This is a genomic window from Nostoc sp. DSM 114161 (assembly GCF_052692665.1).
The window spans coordinates 6,259,100-6,276,261 of record NZ_CP195141.1; the positions used below are offsets into that span (position 1 = coordinate 6,259,100).

The window sequence follows — 17,162 nt, forward strand, 5'->3', positions numbered from 1 at the left end:
TGTGTCTATGTGGTTTTTCTGCCAATTCCAAGTTTTCACACTGCATAATTTTCAGTTATCTGGCGTAAATTAATTGTGTAGAAAGCGGCAAGTTAAACTGATACATCTTATGAATAACAATATTTTTAACCTAACAGTTTCTCCAACTACTATTGCAATTATTGGTGGTGGTTTGAGCGGTTCTTTGGTTGCAGCTAATCTTTTACGCGATGCAACTACGCCATTATCTATTAAATTAATCGAACGGAATTCTGAAGTAGGTAGAGGAGTTGCTTACGGTACGCCAGTGGATTGTCATTTGCTGAATGTCCCAGCTGGTAAGATGAGTGTATTTGCCGATGAACCAAATCACTTTCTCAACTGGCTGCACAGCAACGGACACGAACAGGTAACGGCATGTACCTTTGTTCCACGCCGGGTTTATGGGGATTATGTCCAGGCGACTTTAAAAGCAGCACAGGAAAAGGCAGTGGCAAATGTGCAGTTAGAGAAAATTGTAGATGAAGCGATCGCCATTGAAACAAAATCCTCTAGCACAATAATATATCTGGGCAGCGGTCAGTGTTTGCACGTGCAAAAGGCTGTGTTAGCTTTGGGGAATTTCCCAGCAATTTTGCCCAAACCAATTGCGAATTTAAACAAGCAATATGTCAAAGATGCTTGGTCGAGTCATGCGATCGCTGACTTAAATCCAGAAGATGCTATTCTCTTGGTAGGCACCGGCTTAACAATGGCAGATACCATAGTTGCCTTACGCCAACAAGGTTTCCAAGGAAAAATCCATGCTGTCTCGCGTCACGGATTAATGCCTTGTCGCCACAAATCAACAACTCCTTACCCAGCATTTATCGATGTCGAAACAGCACCAAAAACCGCACGAGGACTGCTACATTTAGTACGTCAACAACTGCGGACACTTACCCCAGGGGAAGATTGGCGTGGGGTAATCGATGCCATTCGTCCAGTGACTCAACAACTGTGGCAAGCACTACCATTGCCAGAACAGAAGCGATTTTTGCGCCATGTCAAAGCTTATTGGGAAGTTCACCGCCATCGCATTGCCGAAGAAATTGCCCAAATACTCGATACTGCAATGGAATCTGGTCAACTCATCCATTACGCAGGTCGAATTCAAAGCTGTCAGCAGTTGGAAAATGGCGTAGATGTAAAAATCTGCGAAGGCGGAACGCACAAAAATATTGTTGTGCGAGTCAAGCGAATTATCAACTGCACCGGCGCAAATTGCGATTACCGCAGATTGCAACACCCATTGGTGGCTAGCTTGCAAGAACAACGTTTGATTCGCGCTAATTCATTGTCAATGGGAATCGACACAGCCGCCAATGGTGCGCTGATAGATGCAGATGGCAAAGCATCTCAAATGCTTTACACCTTAGGGACACCGCGCAAAGGCAATCTTTGGGAAACCACCGCTGTTCCAGAAATTCGCCTTCAAGCAGCAAGTTTGGCGCAGGAGTTACTGAAATCCTTCAATTATCATGCTACTGCTGGGGAAAGAAACCTATCATTCACGTTGAGGAAACCTGTTATGCTATTTCGTCAACTGTTCGATAAAGAATCGAGTACTTATACTTACTTAATTGCTGACCCAGAAACGAAAACAGCCATCTTAGTTGATTCTGTATTGGAACAAGTTGAACGCGATTTAAAAGTATTGCAACAATTAGATTTGACTCTGCGCTACTGTCTGGAAACTCACATTCATGCCGACCACATCACTGGTACGGATAGACTCAGGTCGCTGACAGGTTGTTTAGCTGTTGTGCCTGAGAACTCAGCGACTACCTGTGCAGACCAATATATTGGCGATGGTAATATCTTGCAATTGGGCAGCGTTCAAATTCGAGCGATCGCTACTCCTGGCCATACTAACAGCCACTTGGCATACTTAGTCAACGACACACATCTGTTAACTGGAGATGCCTTATTTATTGGGGGTTGCGGTCGTACCGACTTCCAAAACGGCGACCCAGGAGAACTATATGATGCCGTTACTCAAAAGCTGTTCGCATTACCAGAAGACACCTTAGTATATCCCGCTCACGATTACCAAGGACAAACAGTATCCACCATTGGCGAAGAAAAGCGCTGGAATCCCCGGTTTGCTGGACGCACTCGTAGCCAGTTCATCGAACAAATGAACAACCTCAACTTACCCCAACCAAAAAAGATATTGGAAGCCGTACCCGCAAATCAACAATGTGGCAGAGTTTTACTTGCACTGGACTATCAAATCTAACAATAATAAATACTTATATAGGTCATCGATCCTAGTCAAAAATAGGACACTTGTACGATGCGTTCATTAAGGCGATCGCTGTAGGATATACTAATCCAATAATTACAGCACTTTTCATGTATTTGAACCACATCTGTCGTAGGGGCACAGCATTGCTCATTGGTGTCAACTTAAGCTAAAACGCTTATCCCACAGGCACTTTACCCCACCCCCAACCCCTCCCCTTAGCAAGGGGAGGGGAGGTTTTGCGCCAGCTAAACCGGGGTGGGGTAACGCGGATCTGGATGGTAAGTGAGTAGAAGCTCATCACGTTTTCACCAGGGTTTCACGTTAAGTTGACACGTATGAGCATTGCTGTGCCCTTACCGCTTGGCTTCTCCAAAATCATTGGTCTGAAATTCAAGCTTTGAAAGGAGAACTCAATCAGATTAAGAGTGAAATCAAAGTCTTGAAAAACCCTACAAAATGGCAAAAAATGACAACACAAATAGTCTTAAATAAAAAAGTATCCTTATCTGCAAATGTTCTGACTCAAGACTTAGCAGGAGAATCAGTTTTATTGAATCTGCAAAGCGAAGAATATTTTAGTCAAAACGAAGTTGGTACAAAAATATTCTTTGTGCTAACTGAATCAGATTCTATCCAGACAGCTTACGACACCTTGCTAAAAGAGTATGATGTCGAGCCAGAAAAGTTAAAACAAGACTTGATCGAGTTTATTGATAAATTGGTTAAGGCTGGACTAGTGGAAATTACTGATTCTTAACTCTTAACTTAAAGCAAAAAATCAAATCATGCGTGTACTGATGATTGGTGCTGGGGGCGTTGCCTTGACAAGACCCTTAGATTGGGTAGTTAAAGCAGGTTATGAAGTTTGGCTACTAGGAGATGTAGACCCCTATGAAACTGAAGCTCCCAAAAATTATCGCTATTTCCCCACTGTTTGGCGAAAGTATCTAGAGGAGTTTACCAACACCTACCCATACGAAGATCGGATGGCCGAGGAAATGGCGGAGCCGTTACGTAAGCTTGCAGACGAATTTCAGCCTGATATTATCCATGTCCACGCCATTGGTTGGCACGCCCAGTGTTGTGTCCTGGCGAATCTAAGCCCTCTTGTCGTCTCTGCTTGGGGCTTTTTAAATCATTTGCTACAACCAGAATGGGAACAAAGCAAGCATACAGATAGGGTTAGCCAAGTGTTTAAGAACACTGGTGTACTGATTGTAGAGACACCTAGTTTGATAGAAAAATCCAAAGCACTGTTGAACCCTAATCAACGAGTAGAATTAATTCCTTTAGGGACAAACCCCCAACATTTTCGCACTGGAGTCACCAAGGATTTGCCAAAATGGCGACGGGAAGTGTTGAAGATTACCGAAGCACCCACAATTCTGCTTTCGCCCCGTGGTTGGTCTAAAGTATATAACCATGAGCAGATATTTACAGCCTATGCACAGGCTTTTCCTCAATTCACCAAACCGACGGTACTCGTCTTTTCAAAGCTAGGGCGTGGTGGTGGGGAGGAAGCAGTGGCTATTTACGAAAGCATCCGCAAAAAAGCAGAAGAACTCGGCTTATTAGATAATCTGCGCTGGATGCCTGCCTTACCTTATAATTTTATGCCTACAGGCTACAACTTAGCAGATGTAATTATCAATTATCCTGTCAGCGATGCCTTTCCTTCGACACTAATTGAAGCAGTTGCCTGTGAACGCCCAGTTATTACCTGTGATTTGTTAGCTTATCGAGATACTTATATTGAAGAATTTTGTACTTTGGTAGAACCTGAAAACCCTACTGCTCTAGCAGAGGCAATGATTAAAGTTGTCAATCAACCTCCCCAAGAGCGAGAAGCACATCTAGCACAAGCACGGCAAGTTATTGTCGAGGAATATGATGAAGCAATTTTACAAAAGCGGCTGTTCCAAATATATGAAGATTTGGCATCTACTAAGGTAGTCTCTGCCTAAATTTTCCATCACTCAATTTGATTAGGACTTACCAATAAGTCGCAAAATAGCTAACTCTAAAGGGGACTTTGATTCTGGTTCTCCCCTTTTTAAGGGGTGTAGTGGGGGGATCTAAACGTGTCCAAAATCACAGCAAAAAACTTTTAAAACAACCTCTTAGGAGAGTTTTTGTGTAAATCATACCAATTCAAATAATGTTTGCGACACATCAATTTATTTGTAAGGGCACAACATTGTTGTGCCCCTACCCATCTGTCGCATTCTTTTTTCAAATTGGTATCACATCAATATATTAAATTTTGTTTATTAAAATATTTTTTTATAAATCTGTAAATATAAACTTTGTGAATTTTTATTTGCAATTTTTGCTCGCAGAAAACAGTAATAACTTTACATAAAATTCATAAATCCAGTAATCTGAATTATTGTAATATTTTATAGTCTGATAATTCCAAACAAGTAAAACGCAAAAAACAAGAATTGACCGAATGTTTCAATCTGAAAACACGAAAAAAAACTATTCTGAGCCTGAATTGAAAGCTCACGGTAAAATATCTGGTTTGACACAACAAGTGGGTGGTAGCGGTGGTTTTGGTACTACAACCGGATTCCCCATACCTACTACCACTGTGGCTCCTATTTAGTAGTTAAGTAGAAAAAAACACCAAAAGCTCAACTTCACTCGCTGTCATATAAATGATGGCAGGGTAGAGTTAGCAAGTAGGAAAGATTTATTCGGCAATTTTATTGACCTAATAAATCTAGACTAAATACACCTTTCTACTTGCCCTCTTATGAGGCTATTGTTTACACACATAAGGATTCTTCAAATGTCACAATCTGAAAACGCGAAAAAAAATTATTCTGAACCAGAATTGAAAGCTCACGGCAAAATATCTGGTTTGACACAACAAGTCGGTGGTAGTGGTGGTTTTGGTACTACAAGACCCGCACCCATCACTGGTCTTCCGTAATACATTTTACACTTTTTTCTTCCATTGGAGGAAAATTATGTAAGTTTTAGTTTTCAAAAAATCCTGACTTTTTAAATAAGTCGGGATTTTAAAAAATTTGAATTTGCAAATAAAAATAAACACAAATGTCAATAAAAAATGATAATTATTCCTATCAATTTTATGGACTCAACCTATCTATTAATCGACTGCTTCCAGGGTTAGCTACTGTCAATAGCTCTACATCAATAGATGTGGCTATTGACCTAGTTGGCGAACAACAAAGTCAACTACCGTTACTCGAACAGGCTTTTTGGAATGTGCCGCTTGAGTGGTATCAACAAACAGGCTTCCATTTGTGGACAACGCACCGAGATGACGGTACTTACTGGAGGATAAGGTCTTTTGATGGAGTTGATTGCTTGGAATTCATCTTGAATCCTGATGGTAGTGAAGTTTGGGGTTTTTGGTCTAGAGATGCACTATTTACAGATGCGGTATCTTTGCTGCTGGGTTGTGTACTTGGTCATCTGTTACGGCTGCGGGGAGTGACTTGTCTTCATGCCAGTGTGGTTGCGGTTGATGGTAGTGCGATCGCCATTTTAGGACAATCAGGCGCAGGTAAATCAACCACAGCAGCAGCGTTGGCTAGCCGTGGATTCTCCGTATTGGCAGATGATATTGCCGCGCTTATTCCTAATGAAAAAAGGTTTTGGGTACAGTCTGCTTATCCTCGCCTACGCCTGTGGCCTAATTCTGTAAATGCCATTCACGGCTCAATAGAAAATTTACCACTAGTATCAACAAATCTAGATAAACGCTTTATAGATTTGCAAATAAAAGATAGAGAACAGTGGCAGTTTCAACCCCAAGCTTTGCCATTAATTGCTGTATACATATTAGGAGAACGTGACTCAAACCTCACAGCACCTATAATTAACTCTCTTTCTCTGCCTGAAGCCATGAAGCATCTAATGTTCAATTCCTATGGGCGTGCTTTCCTCACTTCTCAACAGTGTAGACAGGAGTTTCAAGAATTAGGTCAATTGGCAAAGACTGTTCCTGTGCGGGAGTTATTACTTCCTGATAATTTGGGAAATTTGGGGCAAATTTATGATGTTATTTTAGAAAACTTGCGCTTGATTCATACTTTGGTTTAGCAACACCAGTAATTTGGATATCTGCCTATATTTACTAAGCAAATTTTTAAATATGCAAGTTTTTGAGCCAACCGTCAGTGTGATTATTCCTACTTACCAGCGCGGCCATATTGTCAGTCAGGCAATTAACAGCGTTTTGGCACAAACCTACAAAGACTACGAAATTATCGTCATCAACGATGGTTCTCAGGATAACACTCCACAAGTGCTGGCTGAATTTAGCGCTCGCCATCACATTACTGTCATTCATCAAGCCAATCAAGGATTATCTGCGGCTCGCAATGCTGGAATTCGCTCTGCTAGAGGGAAGTATATCGCCTTTTTAGATGATGACGATCTCTGGGAACCTCAGAAGTTAGAAAAACAGATTTCCGTGTTGGAAGCCAATCCGCGCATTGGTTTGATCTATTCAGATTCACTCTTTTTTTCCGATCGACAGGGTTTGTTTCCAGGTTCGTACAATACAGCATATCCTACCCCGAATCTTCAGGTATTATGGACTCTTTTTAGATACAACTACATTCCAGTCCTAACGGTTGTTGTGCGTCGAGATTGTTTAGATAAAGTGGGTTTGTTTGATGAAACTCTGAGATGTTGTGAAGATTACGATTTATGGCTGCGCCTGATTGAAAAATTTCCGATTTACTTTTTAAATCAACCCTTAGCGCGTTATCGGGAATCGCCAAATAATCTTTCTCAAGATCGAGAGCAGATGTTAACTAGCCACCTGCGCGTTAAGGAAAAAGTCATCAATCGCAATCCAGAATTCCTAAAAATTCCTGTTAATTTTCTCGATCCTTACTTTTACAATATCTACCTCGGACTTGCCAAGTTACATATTCAAAATCATCAAATCGAGCAAGCACGTAGAGTTTTGCATCGGTATCGAGAAATGCGGGGTGAAACCGCTAAGTATGAGAAATTGCGATTATCTATATCTACTGAGCAAATTTAAGATCATGCATTTTATTGTCACTGGCGGAGCCGGATTTATTGGCTCTCATCTTACAGAACAATTGTTATCAGAAGGTCATCGTGTCACTGTAGTTGATAATCTGACCACTGGACGCTTAGAGAATTTACCCAAACATCCTCGTCTTAGGTTTATACAAAAAGATATTTTGATATGTCAACCAGAAGATTTTACACTTAAAGTTGATGGAATCGCACATTTAGCAGCTATTTCATCGGTGACAGAATCTTTATATCGTCCCCTAGAGGCTCATCACAATAATCTTTCGGCAACCCTAGCTGTGATTCAACTTTGCCAAGCTTTAACTATTCCTAAGTTAGTATTTGCCAGTTCTGCATCTGTATACGGTAATCTTACGCAATTACCGATTTCAGAAGAACAAAAAACCTCTCCTCTATCACCCTACGGCTTACAAAAATTGGTGAGCGAACAATACGCTAGTATCTTTGCTAAACAACTAGGTTTTTCATTTGTTGGCTTACGAATTTTTAACGTATTTGGCCATAGACAAGTTCCTGATTCCAGCTACTCTGGCGTAATTTCTCGTTTTGTTGATATTATGCAACGTGGCTTACCAATTACTATTTATGGCGATGGGAATCAAACCAGAGACTTTATTTATGTTAAAGATGTAGTAAAGGCTTTTTCTCAAGCATTAAAAGCGAATATTACTCCTGGCTCATCCTTAATTTGCAACTTAGGAACTGGAAAATCTACTTCTTTAGTGCAGTTGATTGATATCCTCAAAAATCATTTCCCGCAATGGCAATCAGAAATTAATTTCGTTTCTCCTCGTTTGGGAGATATCCAGCATTCACAAGCTGATATTTCCAGGATATCTTCATGTTTAGACTTTCATCCTCAGTGGTCAGCAGAGTCGGCTATTAATTTTTTTATTGCATCATCTTTGAAAAACAATGATAATTATTCAAAACCACGGTTGACTCTATCTGCTTAAGATTTAAAAAATGAGAACTGCATTATCAATAAAAAAATCATCAAATATTTAAGTAAAAATGAAGCATTTATCTAAGTTCCTCAAATTAGATTATCAAACAAAACAACTTTTAATTAACACTTTTATTGTATTGACATTGGTTAGATTAGGTTTGTGGTTGCTGTCATTTAAAACCTTGCATCAACTTCTATTAAGGCTAAGTAACACCAAACCTAAATGCCAAGAAAAATACCACGTCTCTATTGACAAAATCATCTGGGCTGTTGAAGTTAGCAGTCATTATATGCCTGGTGTCAAGTGTCTAGCGCGTGCCTTGACTTGCCAGTTTTTCATGAGTCGCCACGGTTATACATCTAATCTCTGCATTGGTGTTGCCAAAGGTCAAGAAGGAGAGTTAAAGGCTCATGCGTGGTTAGAAAATCAGGGACAGGTTGTAATTGGCGATGTTGCAGACCTTTCTCATTTTAGCCAACTGGCATCTTTTACAAAAGAGCATATTTAAAAATATGAAAGCAGGCAAAACCTTAAGATATAAAATCCAGCACAGCTTACGCATTCTGCCTGCGTTGCGCCTAGTTTGGAATAGTAGTCCTCGTTTGACTATTGCTTTGGTTGCACTTTTGGTTATTCAAGGTTTATTGCCTCTACTCTCTCTTTACCTCACCAAACTCATCGTAGATACAATAGCCGCCAGTGTTAATGTTGCCGACAAAGGAGCCGCCTTTAATCAAGTATTACTTTTGCTTGGCTTCTTTGTTGCTATCACCCTGGTAACTAACCTGTGTTCTTCCCTGACGGAACTGGTGTATGCCGCCCAATCTCAGCGACTCACCGATTATATGCAAAACGTCCTCCATGCTAAATCAATAGAAGTAGACCTGGAGTATTACGAAAACTCTGAATATTATGATGCCTTGCAGCGAGCGCAAAAAGAAGCTCCTTCTCGACCGGGGCAAATCCTACATCGTTTGGCGTGGTTATGTTTGAGTAGTATCTCTTTGGTGGCGATGCTGGGGTTGCTACTGTCATTGCATTGGGGAATAGGAGTTATCTTATTTGTTGCCGCGATTCCGGCCTTGGTAGTGCGGGTGAGATACTCCGGCATCATGTATCATTGGCAGCGCCGAAAGACAGCCCAAGAACGCCAAGCAGGGTACTTGAGTCGGATACTGACTACAGAACAACACGCTAAAGAAATTCGCTTGTTTGATTTGGGTTCTTTCTTTAGTGAGTGGTATATGCGTGTGCGATCGCAACTATACCAAGAAAACATAGCCATGATTAAAAGACAGTCTGTGGCTAATCTTGGCGCTCAAGCAACGGCGACAACTTTAGTTTTTGCTGCCTATGGTTTCATTATTTATCAAACCATGCAAGGCACTATCCGTTTTGGTGATTTAGTACTCTATTACCAAGCATTGCAACGGGGACAAAACGACCTAAAAAGTCTCTTGGGTGGTCTGTCTGGTTTATATGAAGACAACCTATTTCTCGTAAACTTATATGAATTTTTAGATTTGCAGCCAAAGGTTGTAGAACCATCATATCCAAAACCATTTCCCATACCAATACAACATGGCATTGTGTTTGATCGCGTCAGCTTTCAATATGCAAATACAAAGCGTCAAGCACTCCAGGATATTAATCTGACTATTCGCCCAGGAAAAGTTGTCGCGTTAGTAGGAGAAAACGGCTCCGGTAAGACTACTTTAATTAAGCTTTTGTGTCGCTTATACGATCCCACTTTTGGAAGTATTACCATTGATGGCATAGATTTACGCCAATTTCAAATTGCTACCCTCCGCAGTCAAATTAGCGTAATTTTTCAAGATTATACAAAATATCATCTAACTGCTAAAGAAAACATTTGGATAGCAAATATTAATCTGTCATTTGCCCACGACCAAATCATCGCTGCTGCCCGTCGTTCCGGTGCTGATGATGTCATCAGTAAGTTACCTCAAGGTTACGACACCATACTAGGTAAATTGTTTGAACAAGGAGAAGAATTGAGCATCGGTCAATGGCAAAAAATTGCTTTAGCCAGAGCATTTTTGCGAGATTCACAGTTAATTGTGTTGGACGAACCAACTAGTGCTTTAGACCCGAAAGCCGAAGAAGAGGTGTTTCATAATTTCCGCCAACTTATTAAAAATCAAGCTGCTATCCTCATTAGCCATCGCTTATCAACTGTCAAAATGGCTGACTGTATCTACGTAATGGCAAACGGTTCAATCATGGAAAGCGGCACTCACGAGGAACTGATAAATCTGGGTGGTAGCTATGCAGACTTGTTTGAAATGCAAGCTCAACACTATAAGTGAGTAATTTATGATTACCTTAAACCAGCCTATTATTCAATTACCAATAAAGGTTAAACGTCCAGAAATTGAGCTACTTCTGTGTTGTACCCGAACTCACATAGACTCCGAAACCGCAGAGCGAATTAATACCATACTCCAGCAAAACATAGACTGGACTTTGCTCATAAAAATAGCAACATATCATGGAACAATACCACTGTTATACCAGAGCCTCAATACCACTGTAAAAGAAGCTATTCCCAAAACGGTCTTAACTCAGCTTCAGAATCGCTACCATGCCAATGCTAGCCGTAACTTATTTTTGAGTCATGAATTGGTTAAAATCCTTAAACTTTTTGCAGCTAATAAAATTCCGGCAATTCCTTTCAAAGGACTTGTTTTAGCTGCTTCTGTTTATGGGAACTTAGCCATCAGACAATTTAGCGATTTAGATATTCTGGTAAGACAACAGGATATAGCTAAAGCTCAAGAATTATTGATTGCTCAAAAATATCAATTAGAAGCTGACTACTATGGTTGGCAACATAATTTTGTCCACAGCCAAAAACCAGAAATAGTGGTGGATCTTCACACCGAATTGACTCCTTTATCTTATTTTCCTTTTAAACTTCCCGACTTTGAAACTTTGTGGCAACGAAGCAGATCTTTATCTCTCAATGGTGAATCGATCGTCGATTTATCTTTTGATGATTTGTTGATTATTCTTGCTGTACAAATTGCCAGAGCCGTTAATGAAGGTAGAGAGTCTTTGGTTCAAATTTGCGATTTAGCTGAATTATTGCGTATTCAACAGACATTAGATTGGGAAGAATTATTGCAAAAAGTAAATAATCTGGAACTTAAAAGACCATTTTTTATTAGTCTGTTAATAGTTAATACTCTCCTGAATACGCCTTTACCAGACCAACTCAAGCAGGCTCTTCAACAACAGATCCAAATCGATCCAACAATTGTAATTTATGCTGTACGAATGCAGAAACAGCTTTTCACTGAAGTTAAAACTCCACGATTCATTAAACTTTTTTTTCAACACTTGATGATCGATGGGCCACTTAGCAGAATGCCAGTTCGTGTTTATCTAGTGTGGCAATTTTTGAGTTTTACAACCAGGCTGGTAATCACTAATTCTAATCAAGCAGACAGAGAAGTTTTCCCATTACCATCTGGTCTTTCTTTCCTATACTACTTAATCCGACCAATACGCTTGGTAAGTAGATACATAACTAATAGTACATATAGGTAAACTACCAGAGCAAACGCATCTAAATATTGAAATACGAGAACCATAGAAGCGATCGCTCCCAATACAGTTCGGTTAACAGGTTTATTCCTCAAAGATCCCCCCAACCCCCCGATAAATTGGGGGGCTTACCAAGCCTCTTTTACCCCCTTTTTAAGGGGGTCGCCGTAGGCGGGGGGATCTTAACCGAACCGTATTGCGATCGCTATTACCGCTGTATAAAAAAGAGCAGCGAGCGCATCCAACAGTGCTTGTAATTTATCCGCTGAGATTGCAGATAATTCTTTATTGGTATAAAAATATTTACGGCAACATATCTTAACAAAAAAATATTTGATTGCACATCGGTCTGATGATACATAACTTTTATTGAAAAACAGTTTAGATTTGTAACAGATGACACAGAACTAGGTAAAACACATGGCCAACATAATTGAGACTGCCACTAACAATGGTTCTTTCAACACACTAGTTGCTGCAATCGAAGCGGCTGGTTTGGTAGATACACTCAACAGCGACGGGCCATTTACCGTCTTTGCACCCACCGATGAAGCGTTTAATCAGCTTCCAGCAGGTACAGTAGACGCATTACTTCAAGATATTCCCAAACTCAAGAAAATCTTGACCTATCATGTTGTTTCAGGCAAAGTACTGGCTGCTGATGTGGCTAAACTGAAGACAGCGAAAACAGTTGAAGGTTCAGAAGTGAAAATTGACGCTTCTAATGGCGTTAAGATTAATGATGCGACAGTTGCAGCCGCAGATGTTAATGCTGATAACGGTGTAATCCACGTTATTGACAAAGTTTTGATTCCTGCATAAGCAAACATCAAAATAGCAAATGCTATTTGTGGAGTGGTGACTATTTATAGTTAGTTCTCCATAAAACATCAGCTACGAATAAATCCATCTAGATACTATCTAGATGGATTTGTTGTTTGAACGAGTAGAATCAAATTTTCAACTTTGCCAAACCCAAATAACGGATACCTTCGGGGGAAATATCAAAACGGCAAGGTAGGACTTCTAAACCAACAGCGATCGCTTGCCGCAATAACTTACCATATACTGGATCGGTGCGATCGCCAGGGGAAAACTCAGTACAATCACCACGATTGATAAAATAAAGCATCACCGCACGAGTTAAAGGTAATAGCGCCATTAATTCTCGCAAGTGCTTTTGTCCTCTGGTAGTTTCCGTATCTGGAAATAAAGCTAATCTCCCATCGCAGAAAGTTGTATTTTTCACTTCTAAATAAATTGGGCGTTCCTCAAGGCTTCCTGTTAAGAAAAAATCCACTCGACTTTTGTTATCTAGCCCATAAACCACCTCAGTTTTGATGAGGTTATAATCACCCAATTCTGGAAAAAGATATTTCACCAAAGCTAACTTTACCACCCGATTAGGCAAAATAGTATTCACACCCACCCAAGTCGGCTCATTGTCATTTACCTGAATTAGTTCTAAAGTGTAAGCCAATTTCCGGTTTGGATTTTCACTTTTAGAAAGCTGTACCGCACTTAGGGGAGTCGATACTCCAGTCATCGGCCCTGTATTTGGACAATGTGCTGTCACTATCTCGCCAGAAGCAAGTTGAACGTCCACAAAAAACCGCTTGTAGCGTTTTAGCAGAATACCCGGATACAAAGGCGGGTAACGGTAAAGCCAATCAATCATCATCAAACCTTGTAGCTGTAGTCAATAGACTATCTTGAAAATAACGTTGACAGTCAACAGCCAGCAGGTTTATCAATGGATGATTGCTATACCATGAATTGTCAATTTTTGTAGTCAAATTTACGACAGTTTAATAAAAAGTAGCATATACTAGGTGTCATAACCCTCCCAGTAAAGAAAAATTCGGGAGAAATTCAACGTGCAAGGAGGTAAATCCTATGCAAAAAGTGTGGACAGCAACGGAATTAGAATATGCTTTTCTGTTTACTTTAAGAAAAGTAAATTCAATTAATGTAGAAGGTTTCAAGCCATTTTTTAGGAATCTGCCTATCGATCCTTATATTAAAGGCAACTATCGTTCGAGAAGATTATCTCGATTCATAGTTGCAGAGGATAAATTAATCAAATTACCTCATGGCTACCTCTTCCAAAGTAAAGACTATAATCCGTTATTGGGCGACATTAAAAGAGAATTTGCAGAATTAGAAGATGCACTTATTGAGCTTGATATTTTTAGAAATCTTGTCTTAGCATTTCACGATTCTTGTAAACTTCATCCAGAAGCGGAAATCGGAGTTCATCAAATCAGAACTATTTGTTCGCCAGATAACTTAGGAAATCCTGCACCTGAAGGCATCCATCAAGATGGTACTGATTTTATTGGTATTTTCTCAGTGGATAGAGATAATATTCAAGGTGGAGAAACACATTTGTATGCTGCCAAAAAAGAAAAGCCTGTATTTAGCAAAATTCTAAATCCTGGAGAACTTTTATTGGTCAACGACCATGAATTTTTCCACTTCACAACTCCTATCAAACCAGAGATTGAGGCTCAAGGAAGTAGGGATGTGTTTGTGCTAACTTCTCCTAGCTTGTTAACTGAATAATTTTAATATCAAATTATTTAGCTGCGGAAGTTTGGCTGTAAATATTATCCAATCGAGGACATATAAAAATCCTAGTTAATTTGTAAAAAGTCACAGCGTTCAGATACCCGACTTCTTTAAGAAGTCGGGTATCTAATTTTTCAGGACTACATGTTTGTTAAAGGAATTTCAACCTCTTAATTCTACTTCTGTTAAGTTAGTGTAGATAGAACAGATCGGAGTCTTTGTTATGAAACTGCCAGAAAGCCCGCAAACTCCAAAACTGATACAGCTGCTTCAGTGGATTTTTAACCCTTTGAAACTGATGGAAACATCTGCAAAGGCTTATGGCGAATGTTTTTCGCTACAGCTAACTGGTAATAACCCACTTGTGTTATTTAGTAATCCCCAAGCAATTCAAGAGATTTTTACGGCTCCGCTTGAGGAGTTAGACGCTAAAGGTTCAGCGCAACTTTTAAAATCTTTATTAGGTGACAACTCGTTAATATTGCTATCTGGTGCATCTCATCAACGGCAACGGCGATTATTGACTCCGCCTTTTCATGGCGATCGCATGAAAGCCTACGGTCAAATTATCACTAATATCACTCATGAAGTCATCAGTAAATGGAAAATTGGCGAACCTTTTTCTATCCGTGACTCGATGCAGGAAATCTCCCTGAAAGTAATTCTCCAAGCTGTATTTGGTCTAAATCAAGGAGAACGTTTAACAAAATTGCAAGGACTGTTGCGTTCTGTCTTGGAGTTATCCGGTTCTCCCTTGCGTGCTTCCATAACATTTTTTCCCATACTGCAAGTAGATTTGGGTAACTGGAGTCCTTGGGGGATATTTTTGCGTCAAATGCAGCAAATTGACGAACTCCTCTACAGCGAGATTCAAGAACGCAGAGATCGTCCAGATGCTTCTCGTAGCGATATCCTCTCCTTGATGATGTCAGCACGCGATGTTAATGGCGAACCGATGACTGATGTCGAATTGCGCGATGAATTAATGACTTTGTTAGTCGCCGGTCACGAAACCACCGCTTCAGCTTTGACATGGGCAATTTACTGGATTCACCATTTGCCAGAAGTACGAGAAAAGCTGCTCACTGAGTTAGATAATGTGAATGAGAATGCTGATTGGAATCAAATTTCTCGCTTACCTTATCTAACAGCGGTATGCCAAGAGACACTCCGCATTTACCCGATTGTCATGCTGACTATCCCTCGCATAGTCAAGAAACCGATAGAAATTATGGGCTATGAATTCCAACCGGGGACATTATTAACAGGTTCTATATATTTAATGCATCACCGCGAAGATTTATATCCAGAACCAAACCAGTTTAAGCCAGAGCGATTTTTACAACGCCAGTATTCACAGTATGAATATTTACCCTTTGGTGGCGGGAATCGTACCTGTATTGGTATGGCATTTGCGATGTTTGAAATGAAATTGGTATTAGCAACAGTGCTATCACAAATGAATTTAGCATTAGTTGACAATTATCAAGTTAAACCTACCCGTCGCGGCATAACTTTAGGCCCTTCTGGCGGTAAGTGGTTAATTGCAATCGGTCAGCGGCAAAAGGTGAAAACTCCTGTAGGCGTGTAAATTTAACGAAGGCAGGAGGTAGGGGGCAGGCATTGGTGTCAACTTAAGTGAAACCCTGATGAAAACGTGATGAGCTAATTCTACTCACTTACCATCAAGATTCGGGTTACCCCACCCCGGCTTTGCTGACGCAAAACCTCCCCTCCCCTTGGCAAGGGGAGGGGTTGGGGGTGGGGTAAAACGGCGATCGCTTTTTTAATATTTAAGCATTTGCGCCTAAAACAGAAGAATCATAGTGCTGTAGCAAATCTTCCGGGTCATCATAAATTGCAACAGCTTGAGATAGTTGTTCGTCGCTAAAGCCACCGCAGCGTAAAGCAATCACACCTACCCCTGCTTTACCAGCAGACTCAATATCATAGGGAGAATCTCCTAGCATCACTACTTTATCGGGTGTCAATTGCCCTTTATTCAAAGCGGCTTGTACAATGTCAGGAGCAGGTTTAGATGCTTCGGCATCATCGGATGTGGTGACCTCCGGTAGCAAATCATCTACTTGGGCAATTTTGAGCATAATGTCGAGTTCTTCAGAACTGGCTGAACTACCGACAACCAAACGCAATCCCGATTTTTGCATTTTTAATATTAAGTTTCTGCTACCATTAGCAGCAGTAACTTGTTGTATATATTTGTCAAATAATAGTTTTTTGCGAAACTGAGCGATCGCTTTACCAGTTCCTTCTTCACCATTTAATTCTGGTACTACTTTGGGAATAAGTTGATCTCCACCCATACCCATGAGCGGCCTGACTTTTTCAAATGGCACATCAAAATCATAAGCTGCAAATGCCTCTACCCAGGAATTTGCATGAACATCATTACTTATAACCAGCGTCCCATCAATATCTAAAATTACTCCTTCTAATGCCATGAAAAACCTCGCCTGACGTTTGATTTCATAGCTGATGATGGCATGGCAAATAATTTACTTCATCGTCCCATGAGAAGAGAAGGAGGTTAGAGAAGAAATGGCATTGCCTGAGATAATCTGAGAGAGGGCGTAAATGTAAAGCAGGTGATCGCCAAAATTAAAAACATTACAATATTGGTCATCAACATTACAATATTGGTCATCAACATTACGATGTTGGTCACTAACATTACAATATTGGTCATCAACATTACAACATTGGTTGCAAATGTTTAAATATAGCCGTTC

At 40.3% G+C, this 17,162-nt stretch carries 16 protein-coding genes; 14 read left to right on the top strand and 2 right to left on the bottom strand.

The genetic code is table 11. The annotated features are described in order from the left end of the window. The first annotated feature begins 109 nt into the window (after positions 1 to 109). From NSTC745_RS26430 to NSTC745_RS26485, 12 genes are all read left to right on the top strand, one after another. Entirely contained in the window at positions 110 to 2,260 is a 2,151-nt protein-coding gene (locus tag NSTC745_RS26430; protein WP_445633630.1) for an FAD/NAD(P)-binding protein, read from the top strand. Between the two features lie 475 nt (positions 2,261 to 2,735). After that, positions 2,736 to 3,026, top strand: coding sequence for a PqqD family protein (locus NSTC745_RS26435; RefSeq protein WP_445633631.1), 291 nt, complete (start codon positions 2,736 to 2,738; stop codon positions 3,024 to 3,026). 28 nt (positions 3,027 to 3,054) lie between these two features. Next, positions 3,055 to 4,233, top strand: coding sequence for a glycosyltransferase (locus NSTC745_RS26440; RefSeq protein ID WP_445633632.1), 1,179 nt, complete (start codon positions 3,055 to 3,057; stop codon positions 4,231 to 4,233). Positions 4,234 to 4,721: 488 nt separating this feature from the next. Beyond that, positions 4,722 to 4,877 (top strand): hypothetical protein, encoded by a 156-nt coding sequence (locus NSTC745_RS26445; RefSeq protein WP_445633633.1) that lies wholly within the window; start codon positions 4,722 to 4,724, stop codon positions 4,875 to 4,877. 186 nt (positions 4,878 to 5,063) lie between these two features. Beyond that, positions 5,064 to 5,207 (top strand): hypothetical protein, encoded by a 144-nt coding sequence (locus NSTC745_RS26450; RefSeq protein WP_445633634.1) that lies wholly within the window; start codon positions 5,064 to 5,066, stop codon positions 5,205 to 5,207. 125 nt (positions 5,208 to 5,332) lie between these two features. Continuing rightward, positions 5,333 to 6,346 (top strand): HPr kinase/phosphorylase, encoded by a 1,014-nt coding sequence (locus NSTC745_RS26455; RefSeq protein WP_445633635.1) that lies wholly within the window; start codon positions 5,333 to 5,335, stop codon positions 6,344 to 6,346. 52 nt (positions 6,347 to 6,398) lie between these two features. Next, positions 6,399 to 7,301, top strand: coding sequence for a glycosyltransferase (locus NSTC745_RS26460; RefSeq protein WP_445633636.1), 903 nt, complete (start codon positions 6,399 to 6,401; stop codon positions 7,299 to 7,301). Positions 7,302 to 7,305: 4 nt separating this feature from the next. Next, complete coding sequence (locus NSTC745_RS26465) at positions 7,306 to 8,277, top strand: NAD-dependent epimerase/dehydratase family protein (RefSeq protein WP_445633637.1); 972 nt, start codon at positions 7,306 to 7,308, stop codon at positions 8,275 to 8,277. 58 nt (positions 8,278 to 8,335) lie between these two features. Then, positions 8,336 to 8,779 (top strand): lasso peptide biosynthesis B2 protein, encoded by a 444-nt coding sequence (locus tag NSTC745_RS26470; protein ID WP_445633638.1) that lies wholly within the window; start codon positions 8,336 to 8,338, stop codon positions 8,777 to 8,779. Between the two features lie 4 nt (positions 8,780 to 8,783). Then, positions 8,784 to 10,601 carry an ABC transporter ATP-binding protein gene (locus NSTC745_RS26475; protein WP_445633639.1) on the top strand — a complete coding sequence of 606 codons (1,818 nt, stop codon included), beginning with the start codon at positions 8,784 to 8,786 and terminating at the stop codon, positions 10,599 to 10,601. 7 nt (positions 10,602 to 10,608) lie between these two features. Then, positions 10,609 to 11,844 (top strand): nucleotidyltransferase domain-containing protein, encoded by a 1,236-nt coding sequence (locus tag NSTC745_RS26480; protein WP_445633640.1) that lies wholly within the window; start codon positions 10,609 to 10,611, stop codon positions 11,842 to 11,844. 417 nt (positions 11,845 to 12,261) lie between these two features. After that, positions 12,262 to 12,663, top strand: coding sequence for a fasciclin domain-containing protein (locus NSTC745_RS26485; RefSeq protein ID WP_445633641.1), 402 nt, complete (start codon positions 12,262 to 12,264; stop codon positions 12,661 to 12,663). 130 nt (positions 12,664 to 12,793) lie between these two features. Here NSTC745_RS26485 and sfsA read toward each other — a convergent pair whose 3' ends face one another. Continuing rightward, on the bottom strand, positions 12,794 to 13,519 hold the full coding sequence (gene sfsA, locus NSTC745_RS26490; RefSeq protein ID WP_445638693.1) for a DNA/RNA nuclease SfsA: 726 nt from the start codon (positions 13,517 to 13,519) through the stop codon (positions 12,794 to 12,796). Positions 13,520 to 13,737: 218 nt separating this feature from the next. Here sfsA and NSTC745_RS26495 point away from each other — a divergent pair, with 218 nt between their 5' ends. After that, positions 13,738 to 14,406, top strand: a complete 669-nt coding sequence (locus NSTC745_RS26495; protein ID WP_445633642.1) for a 2OG-Fe dioxygenase family protein — start codon at positions 13,738 to 13,740, stop codon at positions 14,404 to 14,406. 229 nt (positions 14,407 to 14,635) lie between these two features. Beyond that, the gene (locus NSTC745_RS26500; protein WP_445633643.1) at positions 14,636 to 16,003 is read left to right on the top strand and encodes a cytochrome P450; all 1,368 of its coding nucleotides are present in this window, start codon (positions 14,636 to 14,638) and stop codon (positions 16,001 to 16,003) included. Between the two features lie 202 nt (positions 16,004 to 16,205). On the opposite strand, the gene NSTC745_RS26505 is transcribed toward NSTC745_RS26500, so the two are convergent. Next, complete coding sequence (locus NSTC745_RS26505) at positions 16,206 to 16,874, bottom strand: HAD family hydrolase (RefSeq protein ID WP_445633644.1); 669 nt, start codon at positions 16,872 to 16,874, stop codon at positions 16,206 to 16,208. Positions 16,875 to 17,162: the final 288 nt, after the last annotated feature.

Excerpts from the sequence above, each read along its gene's own strand:
- NSTC745_RS26440 (WP_445633632.1), top strand. The coding sequence starts at position 3,055 with ATGCGTGTACTGATGATTGGTGCTGGGGGCGTTGCCTTGACAAGACCC.
- NSTC745_RS26470 (WP_445633638.1), top strand. The coding sequence starts at position 8,336 with ATGAAGCATTTATCTAAGTTCCTCAAATTAGATTATCAAACAAAACAA.
- NSTC745_RS26445 (WP_445633633.1), top strand. The coding sequence starts at position 4,722 with ATGTTTCAATCTGAAAACACGAAAAAAAACTATTCTGAGCCTGAATTG.
- NSTC745_RS26495 (WP_445633642.1), top strand. The coding sequence starts at position 13,738 with ATGCAAAAAGTGTGGACAGCAACGGAATTAGAATATGCTTTTCTGTTT.
- NSTC745_RS26500 (WP_445633643.1), top strand. The coding sequence starts at position 14,636 with ATGAAACTGCCAGAAAGCCCGCAAACTCCAAAACTGATACAGCTGCTT.
- NSTC745_RS26485 (WP_445633641.1), top strand. The coding sequence starts at position 12,262 with ATGGCCAACATAATTGAGACTGCCACTAACAATGGTTCTTTCAACACA.
- NSTC745_RS26430 (WP_445633630.1), top strand. The coding sequence starts at position 110 with ATGAATAACAATATTTTTAACCTAACAGTTTCTCCAACTACTATTGCA.
- NSTC745_RS26450 (WP_445633634.1), top strand. The coding sequence starts at position 5,064 with ATGTCACAATCTGAAAACGCGAAAAAAAATTATTCTGAACCAGAATTG.
- sfsA (WP_445638693.1), bottom strand. The coding sequence starts at position 13,519 with ATGATTGATTGGCTTTACCGTTACCCGCCTTTGTATCCGGGTATTCTG.
- NSTC745_RS26435 (WP_445633631.1), top strand. The coding sequence starts at position 2,736 with ATGACAACACAAATAGTCTTAAATAAAAAAGTATCCTTATCTGCAAAT.
- NSTC745_RS26465 (WP_445633637.1), top strand. The coding sequence starts at position 7,306 with ATGCATTTTATTGTCACTGGCGGAGCCGGATTTATTGGCTCTCATCTT.
- NSTC745_RS26460 (WP_445633636.1), top strand. The coding sequence starts at position 6,399 with ATGCAAGTTTTTGAGCCAACCGTCAGTGTGATTATTCCTACTTACCAG.
- NSTC745_RS26505 (WP_445633644.1), bottom strand. The coding sequence starts at position 16,874 with ATGGCATTAGAAGGAGTAATTTTAGATATTGATGGGACGCTGGTTATA.
- NSTC745_RS26455 (WP_445633635.1), top strand. The coding sequence starts at position 5,333 with ATGTCAATAAAAAATGATAATTATTCCTATCAATTTTATGGACTCAAC.
- NSTC745_RS26480 (WP_445633640.1), top strand. The coding sequence starts at position 10,609 with ATGATTACCTTAAACCAGCCTATTATTCAATTACCAATAAAGGTTAAA.
- NSTC745_RS26475 (WP_445633639.1), top strand. The coding sequence starts at position 8,784 with ATGAAAGCAGGCAAAACCTTAAGATATAAAATCCAGCACAGCTTACGC.